The organism is Salinigranum sp. (assembly GCF_041641895.1).
Classification (GTDB): domain Archaea; phylum Halobacteriota; class Halobacteria; order Halobacteriales; family Haloferacaceae; genus Salinigranum.
Genome location: NZ_JBEPXO010000114.1, coordinates 1 through 9,917, shown reverse-complemented (window position 1 = coordinate 9,917; position 9,917 = coordinate 1). Strand labels below are relative to the sequence as shown.

14 protein-coding genes and 1 tRNA gene are annotated in these 9,917 nt (G+C 67.8%); 5 read left to right on the top strand and 10 right to left on the bottom strand.

The window, feature by feature from the left end:
- Positions 1 to 161 precede the first annotated feature (161 nt).
- Positions 162 to 237: transfer RNA gene (locus ACESK5_RS17785), tRNA-Cys, on the top strand.
- Between the two features lie 118 nt (positions 238 to 355).
- Positions 356 to 733, top strand: coding sequence for a type IV pilin (locus ACESK5_RS17780; protein ID WP_372912922.1), 378 nt, complete (start codon positions 356 to 358; stop codon positions 731 to 733).
- A 208-nt stretch (positions 734 to 941) separates the two neighbouring features.
- On the opposite strand, the gene ACESK5_RS17775 is transcribed toward ACESK5_RS17780, so the two are convergent.
- Positions 942 to 1,322 (bottom strand): winged helix-turn-helix transcriptional regulator, encoded by a 381-nt coding sequence (locus tag ACESK5_RS17775; protein WP_372912921.1) that lies wholly within the window; start codon positions 1,320 to 1,322, stop codon positions 942 to 944.
- A 108-nt stretch (positions 1,323 to 1,430) separates the two neighbouring features.
- Here ACESK5_RS17775 and ACESK5_RS17770 point away from each other — a divergent pair, with 108 nt between their 5' ends.
- Both ACESK5_RS17770 and ACESK5_RS17765 read left to right on the top strand, forming a co-directional pair.
- Positions 1,431 to 1,754 carry an ASCH domain-containing protein gene (locus ACESK5_RS17770; RefSeq protein ID WP_372912920.1) on the top strand — a complete coding sequence of 108 codons (324 nt, stop codon included), beginning with the start codon at positions 1,431 to 1,433 and terminating at the stop codon, positions 1,752 to 1,754.
- An 84-nt stretch (positions 1,755 to 1,838) separates the two neighbouring features.
- Entirely contained in the window at positions 1,839 to 2,708 is an 870-nt protein-coding gene (locus ACESK5_RS17765; protein WP_372912919.1) for a hypothetical protein, read from the top strand.
- Positions 2,709 to 2,755: 47 nt separating this feature from the next.
- Here ACESK5_RS17765 and ACESK5_RS17760 read toward each other — a convergent pair whose 3' ends face one another.
- Together ACESK5_RS17760 and ACESK5_RS17755 are read right to left on the bottom strand one after the other, a co-directional pair.
- Complete coding sequence (locus tag ACESK5_RS17760; protein WP_372912918.1) at positions 2,756 to 3,148, bottom strand: MoaD/ThiS family protein; 393 nt, start codon at positions 3,146 to 3,148, stop codon at positions 2,756 to 2,758.
- A 97-nt stretch (positions 3,149 to 3,245) separates the two neighbouring features.
- Entirely contained in the window at positions 3,246 to 3,617 is a 372-nt protein-coding gene (locus ACESK5_RS17755; protein ID WP_372912917.1) for a hypothetical protein, read from the bottom strand.
- A 146-nt stretch (positions 3,618 to 3,763) separates the two neighbouring features.
- On the opposite strand from ACESK5_RS17755, the gene ACESK5_RS17750 reads away from it, so the two are divergent.
- Positions 3,764 to 4,501, top strand: a complete 738-nt coding sequence (locus ACESK5_RS17750) for a sporulation protein (protein WP_372912916.1) — start codon at positions 3,764 to 3,766, stop codon at positions 4,499 to 4,501.
- A 10-nt stretch (positions 4,502 to 4,511) separates the two neighbouring features.
- On the opposite strand, the gene ACESK5_RS17745 is transcribed toward ACESK5_RS17750, so the two are convergent.
- From ACESK5_RS17745 to ACESK5_RS17715, 7 genes are read right to left on the bottom strand one after another with little or no spacing between them, the layout of a single operon-like run.
- Positions 4,512 to 5,246 (bottom strand): urease accessory protein UreF, encoded by a 735-nt coding sequence (locus ACESK5_RS17745; protein WP_372912915.1) that lies wholly within the window; start codon positions 5,244 to 5,246, stop codon positions 4,512 to 4,514.
- Entirely contained in the window at positions 5,239 to 5,817 is a 579-nt protein-coding gene (locus ACESK5_RS17740; RefSeq protein ID WP_372912914.1) for an urease accessory protein UreE, read from the bottom strand. The genes ACESK5_RS17745 and ACESK5_RS17740 overlap by 8 nt, the downstream gene beginning before the upstream one ends.
- Entirely contained in the window at positions 5,817 to 6,746 is a 930-nt protein-coding gene (locus ACESK5_RS17735; RefSeq protein ID WP_372912913.1) for an urease accessory protein UreD, read from the bottom strand. The genes ACESK5_RS17740 and ACESK5_RS17735 overlap by 1 nt, the downstream gene beginning before the upstream one ends.
- A complete protein-coding gene (ureG, locus tag ACESK5_RS17730) occupies positions 6,747 to 7,409 on the bottom strand; it encodes an urease accessory protein UreG (RefSeq protein ID WP_372912912.1) in 663 nt (220 codons plus the stop codon). It lies immediately after the preceding gene.
- Positions 7,406 to 7,735 carry an urease subunit gamma gene (locus ACESK5_RS17725; protein WP_372912911.1) on the bottom strand — a complete coding sequence of 110 codons (330 nt, stop codon included), beginning with the start codon at positions 7,733 to 7,735 and terminating at the stop codon, positions 7,406 to 7,408. The genes ureG and ACESK5_RS17725 overlap by 4 nt, the downstream gene beginning before the upstream one ends.
- A gap of 34 nt (positions 7,736 to 7,769) precedes the next feature.
- Positions 7,770 to 9,482, bottom strand: coding sequence for an urease subunit alpha (gene ureC, locus ACESK5_RS17720; protein WP_372912910.1), 1,713 nt, complete (start codon positions 9,480 to 9,482; stop codon positions 7,770 to 7,772).
- 1 nt (position 9,483) lies between these two features.
- On the bottom strand, positions 9,484 to 9,864 hold the full coding sequence (locus ACESK5_RS17715) for an urease subunit beta (protein ID WP_372912909.1): 381 nt from the start codon (positions 9,862 to 9,864) through the stop codon (positions 9,484 to 9,486).
- Between the last annotated feature and the right edge of the window lie 53 nt (positions 9,865 to 9,917).

Here is a 9,917-nt window from a genome sequence, read left to right as displayed (position 1 = left end):
AGACACGCCCCCCGCACGTGAACTCGTGGGGGGGTTTCGTACTTCGAACGCGAACGGCGAGTGAGAGCGACGGCCACAGCCACGACTCCCATCCCCCGATTGCGTCCCCCGCTCGCACGAAGCGTGAGGCTTAAGCGGCTCTCCGAAGTAGTTCCGAGCGCGCCAAGGTGGCAGAGTCCGGCCTAACGCGTCCGCCTGCAGAGCGGATCATCGCCGGTTCAAATCCGGCCCTTGGCTCTTCTCTTCACGGCGAGGCTCCCGGCCGAACGGATTAGTACCGTCCCGGCCAACGTTCGAGGGAGATGGCACCGCCCCGGTTCGACCGACGCCCGTCTCCACGCCGTCGGGACCAGCCATGAGCGACGACGGCGACCGACTGCTGAACCTGTTCGGTCTCGCCGTCGCCCTCTTCATCGTCGTCGGCGTCGTCGGCGTGGTCGTCGCGGGACTCGGTGGCCCGTCGACCGACGTTGCGGCGGCGCCCGACGCGACGTGGTCGCTGGAGCGGCTCAACGACTCGCACGTCCGCCTCACACACCAGGGGGGTGAGGCGGTCCCCGCGGCCGACCTCGTCGTGACGGCCGACGGGGTGCGACGACGCGTCTCGTGGAGCGGCGTCGTCGACGACGGAGACACGGGAGTCGTCCGCGCCGGGCGCGGCGTCCTCGTCCAACTCTACTGGACGACCGACACGGGCGAGCGCGTGAAACTCCGGTCGTGGGACGACACCTGACCCTGCACTCTCTGACGCGTGTGGAGGGACTCTCCGCCTTCGTAAAATGGCCGCGACGGCGAGAGACTCGACCGGTCTCCGTCTGCCTGTCTGACTGGTTCCCGCAAGAGTTATGATACACATGTGGTAATGATACGCTGGCGGCCGTCGACTCTCTCTATTGACTGGCTGCCGAGTTGGGTGTCCCCTCCCCCAACTCTTCACACCACTACGACGTGAGCGACTCGACCGCTTCCGTCCCCGACTCCTCGTCGACGAGCCACTCGTTCGCCCACGACTCGATAGCGTCGAACACCGGCGCGAGCGACTCCCCCTTGTCCGTCAGGGAGTAGTACGTCGCGACGGGCGCGTCCTCTTCGAGTCGCCGGTCGACGAACCCCGTCTCCCGTAAGTCGTCGAGGACGCGCGAGAGCGTGCGGGCGCTCGACCCGGTCGAGCGCTTGAGTTCGTTGAACCGTTTCTCGCCCTCTTGGAGGTCGTGGAGCACGATGAGTCGCCACTGGGACCCGATCTGTTCGAGCGAGTCGATGACGACACACGCCTCTTCGCTGTACCGGTCGTCGGCGTCTGCCGCTTCTCTCGTGGTCATACCCGGCGTAGGGGAGGGCGCTATATAGTGATTCGTTTCGGTATCAGCTAACAGTTTGTTAGTCGTGGGGGCAGCGGGTTTTTGTCCGTCCCGTCCTCCGTTCCTCCCATGGTAACCATCGACGCCAGCACCCTCCTGCCGAACGAGCGTGTCGAGCAGATGGCGCTCTCGGGTGACCTGACACAACTCCACCGCGGCGACCGGTACGCGGACGAGGGTGACACGTTCACCATCGACGGCGTCACGTTCGTCGTCACCGGGGTCGACGAACGCACGCTGGGTGACCTCACCGACGCCGACGCGCGTGCGGAAGGGTCCGAGGACCTCGCGGCGTACCGACGACGGCTCGAGGCCGTCCACGACTCCTTCGAGTGGGACGACGACTCACCGGTCGTCCGACACCGGTTCGAGCGGCACGACGACGAGGAGTGAGCCACTGGGCGACGCCGCGCGTCCGACCGCGCACGGGAGGGACGTTCAGTAACCGTTATACACCGCGTGGCCTATCGTCCGACTATGCAACGACGCGCCGCGGCAATCTACGTCGCGTTCTTCCTGGTCGTGGGGGCGGCGTCGTACTCGCTCATCGCGACCGCGCAGGAACCGACAGTCGGCTTCGAGAACCCCGACTACTCGCTCGAACAGGGTGACACGTTCACTATCGACGGGCAGCAGTACACCGCGACCGAGGTGGTGACCGAAGAGGAGGAGAGTGGTGGCGGCGGACACGGCGGCGGTGGTGGTGTCACCGTCACCCACTCCGCGACGTTCGCGTGGACGAACGAGTCCGCCCTCTACACCGAGACGTGGGACAACAACTCCACCGTGACGTTCGACGGCGAGGAGTGGACCGTCGTCGTCCCGAACGAGTCGGACCCCTCGTCGGCGACGCTGCGTGAGTCCATCGACCGTGCGGGCATCCTCGCCAACGACACCAACGCGGACAACGAGACCGTCACCCGGAACGGTCAGGCGTACGTCATCGTCACCGAGAACAACAGTTCGACGCTCGTGCCGGCGAGCGAGTACTTCCCGACGCCGGCGGAGCGAGAGGTCACCGAGAGCGGGACGCTCGACTACAACGGGAACCAGACGCGCGTGGACGTCACGACGGACGCGGTGACCCTCTCGTGGAACGCGCCGCGAGACAACACCGTTCAGGTGTCGCACCACGCGAACGTCACGCTGAGCGGGCAGACCTACCTCGCACACTTCCCGACTAACAGTTCGGTCCAGCTCACGCAGGACTTCGAGGACTTCCGCGCACAGAACGACGACATCGACCAGTTCACCGAGCAGAAGAACGGTCTCTGGGGCGTGACCATCCTCTCGGGCGCCTCTATCGTCTTCCTCGTCGGACTGGCGTTCCTCCCCTCGCGGTACTGAACTGAACGGGCCTCCCTTCTCGCGTCGCCCCCTGTGGTGGCTCCCGGTCAGCAGCAGAACATGAACGGGTAGATGAGGGCGACGCGGTCGTCGTCTTCGAGTTTCGTATCCAGTCCGTCGAGGTTCTCGTTGAACCGGCCGTTGACGCAGACCCGGGCGTAACAGCGCGTGTTCTCGCCCTCGGGGTTCTTGCGCCAACTCCCCGGCGGGTCGTCGACGTCCGCCCAGCCGTGAGCGGTCGCTTCCTCGTCCGTCTCGGCGATGAGGAGGTCGGCGACGTCGTACTCCGCGAAGAACTCGTCGAGGAACTCCCGGAGGGTGTCACCCTCGAACTCGAACGTGAGTTCGTGCGTGCCGAGGGCCGTCCGGACGTGTCCGGTACACCGGACCGTGACTGTCGTCTGCTGTTCGTCCGTCTCTGCTGCCGTGGTCGTACTCATACGTCACCGTACGTTCCGTGTCCCCCTCAGCGTCACCACGAACATGTTCGGGCAGAGGGTGGCGTGGGTTACGCGTCGGTGTCGTCTCGGGCGTGGTTCAGTCGGCGCCGCGGCGACGGCCGTCACGCTCTGTCACCGTCTGCCGGGACGGGGAGCGGGAGTCGCCGGTGTCGTCGACGCCGACGTACAGCGAGTAGACGAGGACGCTGAACCCGGCAGCCGTGACCAGGCTCTCGATACCGACGCCGAGGGCGAATCCGACGTCGGCGGCGTGGTACAGCGCGCCGCCGAGGACCGATCCGACGGTCACGAGGCCGAAGCCGACCATCAGTGCTTTGAGTGCCGGTGCTCCCTGTCGGCGGAACGCCCGGTACGCGAGGAAGGTGATGAGCGCGCCCAGGATGAGCGTCACCGTCTTCGTCACGACGAGAAGGACTGTCGTATTGTTCGTGCTCAGATTCACGGTCATGGCCGTACGAACACCTCTCGTCGGCGTGTCGTCGTCCGTACATAAATACCGACCCGCCGGTTTCAACCAACTGGGAACGGCGCCGTCGTGGCGTGTAGCGTGCGCGACAGAAGACATATGCCTGTCGGGGCCACCCGGTTCGACGTATGAAGAAGGTCCTCGCGAGCGTGGGTATCGGCAACGCGACGGTCGACACGGTGCTCGCCTCCTCGACGGTCCAGCCGGGACAGTCGGTCGACGCCGAGATACACGTCGAGGGCGGCTCCGCCGAACAGACGGTCGACGCCATCGAACTCGACGTCGAGACCCGGTGTGCGACCGAGGACGGCTCCACCGAAGTCGACGTCGGCCGACTCCGCCTCTCCGATGGTTTCACCATCGAACCCGGCCAGAGCGACGTCCGCTCGGCGACCATCGACATCCCCTACGCCACCCCCATCACCCTCGGGCGCGTGGAGGTGTGGGTCGAGACGGAACTGGACATCGCGATGGCGGTCGACCCCGAGGACAGAGACCACCTGGACGTCCAGCCGACCCCGCGGATGCAGGCCGTGTTCGACGCCATGGACGAACTCGGCTTCTCGTTCCGCTCCGCGGAGTGTCAGATCGAGCACTCGGGTCGCTACGCCGCCGGACGGGCGTTCGTCCAGGAGTTCGAGTTCCACGCGGCCGGCGGTCCCTTCCGGGGACAGGTCGACGAGGTGGAACTCGTCTTCGACCCCGCGGTGGACGCCCTCACGGTCTTCGTCGAGGTGGACCGCCGGGCCGGTATCCTCAGTGAACTGGCAGACGCCGACGAGCAGACGACGTCGATATCGGTCGAGTCGACGGACGTCGCGACGGTCCGTGATCAGCTCGAAGCCGTCGTCGAGCAGTTCATCTGACCGCTCTGTCTCAGCTGACGAACAGCCGGCGCTCGGCGCGCTCGTGACCCATCCCCATCACGTCGACCAGCGGCGCGAACGGGGCCATCGACTCCGGGTCGCGGCCAGCGTACGTCTCACACACCTCGCGTACGACGGGACGGAGCGCGGTGAGGAGCCGCTGGGCGTCGGTGTGGGTCAGGCGGACGAGCCGCTGTGCCGCGCCGAGCAGCCCGACCACGAACGAGTGGCAGGCGAGCAGACACGCCTCTTCCCGCGGGATGCCCTGTCGCCGCGCGACGAGTCCCAGCGCGACGGCGTGGTTCCCGGGCGCGTCGTCGACGAGCACGCGGCGGTGGTACGCGTCCACGAGCGCGTCGCCGGTCGTCTCGGCCATCAGTTCGAGCAGGCGCCGGCCCGAGTTCTCCGAACTCTCGCGGAACTCCCGCGGGAGCGTCACCGACCGCTGCCGCTCGTCGACGGCGGTGAGTGCGTCGAGCGTCTCGTCCTCCGGCGCGCCGCCCGCTCGGTCCCACGCCGCCGCCAGTGCGACGACGTCGCAGGGACCGACCTGTTGTCGGAGGTAGTCGCGGAGCAGCGCCTCCATGTCCTCCCTCGTCTCGACCCGGTCCGTGGCGGCGAACTGCTCGACGCCGTAGGAGATGGTGTAGGTGCCGACCGGGAGAAAGGAGTCGGCGAGCTGGAACGCGGCGAGCGACGCGTCCGCGTCCCCGTCGACGGACGCGTCCTCCTCCGGCTCACTCATCGGTCGCCCCCCGTCGCCTGAGTCGGTCACGGGTCAGTGTCGCGGCCTCGTTCGTGTGGTCGTGTCCGTGGCTGTGGTCGTGTCCGTGCCCTCCGTCTCCGTGTTCGTGGCTGTGCCCGTGCGCCGTTCGACGCTCGTCGAACAGCGACGGGTCGACCGACTCGACCCGCACGCTCGCGTCCCGCGGGAGGTACGGTTCGAGGAAGGCGGCGCGCCCCTCGGGGTCGCCGTCCGTGGGGACGTGCACCCGTCCCTCGTGGGCGACGAGGTCCCAGTGGCGGTTGCCGACGGCGTGGCCGGCGACGACCATCGCCGCCGGGTCGTTCGCGCCGTCGAACTCGACGACGAGCGCCTCTGTGGCTTCGAGTTCGACGACGAACCGTTCGCCGTCCTCGGTCTCGAGGACGTCACCCGCCGACAGTACCCCCGCGCCGTCGACGACGACCCCGACCGCCTCGCCGTCGTCCGTCCGGGTCCGGAAGCGCGAGCGCCGCCGCTGCGTCTCGTCGACGACGATGCGCCCCGCGTCCGCCGCCCCCTCGGCCTCGACGGGACCGTGTGCGACGCGCATCAGAACTTCCTCGTGTCCGGCGCGCCGGCCCCGACGAGCGCTTCTCGAGCCCGGTCCCACACCCGGTGGAGCCGGTCGGTCACGTCGCTCGCCCGGTCGCCGAGGACCCGGACGGCGACGCCCGACTCCCGCGGGAGGACCGACGCACCACCGACGGCGGCCGGGTCGTCCTCGTCCCCGCCGGGCTGGACCCGTTCGTGGAGCGCGTCCGCCAGCGTCGCCACCTCGTCGTAGTCGGGGGCGACGACGTAGAACGTCCCGACGACTCGGAACTCGCCGAACAGCCCCGGTCCGCTCAGGTGGTCGCCGCCGTCGAGTCGCACCGCGTCGGCGAACAGTTCCTGCTCGTCGCGCCGTGCCGCGACGCCCGTGTGGAGGCGCTCGAACGCGAACAGTTCGTCGCGCGCGAGTCGCCCCGGGACGACGACGTCGGCGAACAGCACTGCCGCGTCGGGAGCGAGGTCCATCTCCACCTGTTGCCAGAAGCGAGCGCCCTCGTGGAGGATGGTCGGTTCGGGCAGGTACTCCAGGTAGCCCCCCTCGTCGACCGTTATCTCGGTCGTGGACGCGCCGTAGTTGCGCTCCATCCGGAGCACCTTCGTCGCACTCCCGGTCGAGACGTGTGCGCGCGCGCCGGCCTCGACTTCGACGGTCGCCTCGTACCGGTCGCCCTGGGCGATGCCGCCGGTGGGGTCCTGGACGTACGCCGAGGCGACGTCGGGCATCGATTCGTCGTGGTACAGCCCGCCCGTGAGGTGGAACGGGACCGTCGCGCGGTCGTACACCAGTCGCGACTGTCCGTCCCGCCCGCGGGCGAACCGGAGGGCGAGCGTGCCGCCTTTCCCGACGGCCCCCGCGGGCGACTGCGCCAGCGACTCTGCGGCGTACGGCTGGAACTCGGGCGGTGGCCCGTTCGTCGACGCCGCCATCTACGCGAACAGCACCTCCCGCTCGATGTGGGCGGCGACCTCCTCGATGCCCGACTCCTCCTTGCAGTTCGTGAGGACGTACGGGCGGTCCCCTCTCACTTCCTCGGTGTCGCGTTCCATCACGTCGAGGTCCGCGCCTACGTGCGGGGCGAGGTCCGTCTTGTTGATGACGAGGAGGTCGCAGTCGACGACGCCCGGGCCGCGCTTGCGGGGAATGTCGTCGCCCTCCGCCACCGAGATGACGTAGACGAAGTAGTCGGCGAGTTCGGGGTTGAACGTCGCGGCGAGGTTGTCGCCGCCGGATTCGAGGAGGACGAGGTCCAACTCGGGATAGTTCTGCGCGTACTCGGTCACCTTGTCGAGGTTCATCGTCGGGTCCTCCCGGATTCCGGTGTGGGGACACGCCCCCGTCTCGACGCCCTGGACGAGGTCGTCCGGTATCTCGCCCGCGAACGCTTCTTTCAGGACGTTCGCGTCCTCCTGAGTGAGGATGTCGTTGGCGATGAGGCCGAGGGTCCGGTCCTCGGTCTTCAGGTGGGGGACGAGTCGCTGGATGAGCGACGTCTTCCCGGACCCGACGGGGCCGCCGATGCCGACGACGGGCACGTCGCGGTAGCTTCTGGGACGAGTCGCCTCCTCGCTCTCGCCTCCGGTTCGGCTCACTCGCCCACCTCCAGCGGTTCGTCCCGCCTGATGGGGTCGTGGATGGTGACGAGTTTCGTCCCGTCGGGGAAGGTGGGTTCGACCTGGATCATGTCGATCATCTCGGGGACGCCCTCCATCACGTCCTCGCGGGAGAGCAGTTCCGTGGCCTCCGCACGGATGTCCGCGACGCTCTCGCCGTCGCGGCCGCGCTCGAACACCCAGTCGGAGATGTACGCCACCGCTTCGGGGTGGTTGAGTTTCAGCCCGCGTTCCTTCCGGCGGCGGGCGAGTTCTGCGGCCATGAACACCGTCAGTCGTTCCTGGTCTTTCGGGGTGAGTTGCATTGGTGTCGGATGTGTGGTGTGTGGGTGAGTTCGGTCAGAGCGTGTACCGCTGGGCCAGCGAGATCTCCTCGGCCGGTTCGCAGGTGACCACCTCGCCGTCGATGGTCACCTCGAACGTCTCGGGGTCGACTGCGATTCCTTCGGGACAGTAGTCGTTGCGGACCATGCTGTCCTTCGCGAGGTTCCGGGTCCCCTTGATGGGGACAACCTGCTTCGTGAGGCCGTACCGCTCGCCGACGTCGTTGTCGAACCCCGCCTGCGAGACGAACGCCAGGCTGAGGGCGTTCTTCGCCTTGCCGACGGCTCCCGCGCGGGGGCGCTGTTTCAGCGGCTCGCAGGTCATCAGCGAGCCGTTCGCTTCGCCCATCTTCGACAGCGCGGGGAAGCCGCCCTTCATCACGAGGTCCGGCTTGATGCCGAAGAACGCGGGGTCCCACAGGCAGACGTCGGCGAGTTTCCCCGTCTCCAGCGACCCGACGTAGTCGTCGATGCCCGCGGTGATGGCGGGATTGATGGTGTACTTCGCGACGTAGCGGAGGATGCGCTCGTTGTCGTTCTCCGACCCCTCGTCGCCGGGCAGGGGGCCGCGCTGTTTCTTCATCTTGTCTGCTGTTTGCCACGTTCTACAGATCAGTTCGGCCATCCGGCCCATCGCCTGCGAGTCGGTGGTCATCATGCTCACCGCACCCATGTCGTGGAGGACGTCCTCGGCGGCGAGCGTCTCGTGACGGATGCGCGACTCGGCGAACGAAACGTCCTCGGGGACGTCGGGGTTGAGGTGGTGACACACCATCACCATGTCGAGGTGCTCGTCGAAGGTGTTGGTCGTGAACGGCATCGAGGGGTTCGTCGACGACGGCAGCGCGTTCGGCTCGCCGACGAGTTCGAGGATGTCGGGCGCGTGGCCGCCGCCTGCGCCCTCGATGTGAAACATGTGCATCGTCCGGCCGTCGATGGCGTCGAAGGTGTCCTCGACGAACCCCGACTCGTTCAGGGTGTCCGTGTGGATGCACGTCTGGACGTCCATCTCGTCGGCGACTTCGAGGCAGGTGTCGATGACCGCCGGCGTCGAGCCCCAGTCCTCGTGGAGTTTGAGGCCGACCGCTCCGGCTTCGACCTGCTCGTACAGCCCCGGCTTCCCCGAGGAGTTCCCCTTGCCGTAGAAGCCGACGTTGATGGGCCACGCCTCGGCCGCCTGGAGGAACCGCTCGATGTTCACCGGACCGGTCGTCACGGTGGTCGCCCCACCGCCGTAGCCGCCGCCGAGCATCGTCGTGATACCCGACGCGAGTGCGTGTTCAGCCAACTGGGCGCTGTTGAAGTGGACGTGGATGTCGAGCGCTCCGGCCGTCGCGATGAGGCCCTCGGCGGGGTAGACGTCGGTCGAGGGGCCGACCACGAGTTCGGGGTCGACGCCGTCCATCGTGTTCGGGTTGCCGGACTTCCCGATGCCCGCGATGTGACCGTCCTTGATGCCGATGTCGCCCTTGACGATGCCGACGATGGGGTCGATGACCGTCGCGTTCGTCAGCACCCAGTCGAGCGCGCCCTCCTCGGCGGTGACGCCCGGGGCCATCCCCATTCCATCCCTCAGTGTCTTGCCGCCGCCGAACACCGCCTCGTCTCCGGGCGTCCCCAGGTCGGCTTCGACTTCGGCGACGAGGCTCGTGTCGCCGAGGCGGACGCGACTCCCCTCGGTGGGACCGTACAGGTCGGTGTACTGCTTCTTCGAGAGTTCCCGCGCCATCTCACGCTCCCTCGAAGCCGCCGTCGCGGGCCCGTTCGAGTGCGTCGGCCGGCGCGCCCTTGCTCGTCGCGCCGTTCGTGAGGTTGTTCAGGCCGCTCACGCGTCGCTTCCCGCCGAAGGCGACGAGGTCGACCTCGGTCTCCTCGCCGGGTTCGAACCGCACTGCCGTCCCGGCCGGGATGTCGAGTCGCATACCGAACGCCTCCGCTCTCGCGAACGACAGCGCCCGGTTCGTCTCGAAGAAGTGGAAGTGCGACCCGACCTGGATGGGCCGGTCGCCGGTGTTGGCCACGTCGACAGTGGTCGTCTCGCGACCCTCGTTGATGACGACGCTCCCCTCGCCGGGGTCGACCTCGCCGGGGACGAGTCTCTCGTCGTCCATTCTACACGCTCGTTTCGCTGCAGGGGTGATTCGTGGTCATCTTTGCGTCTATC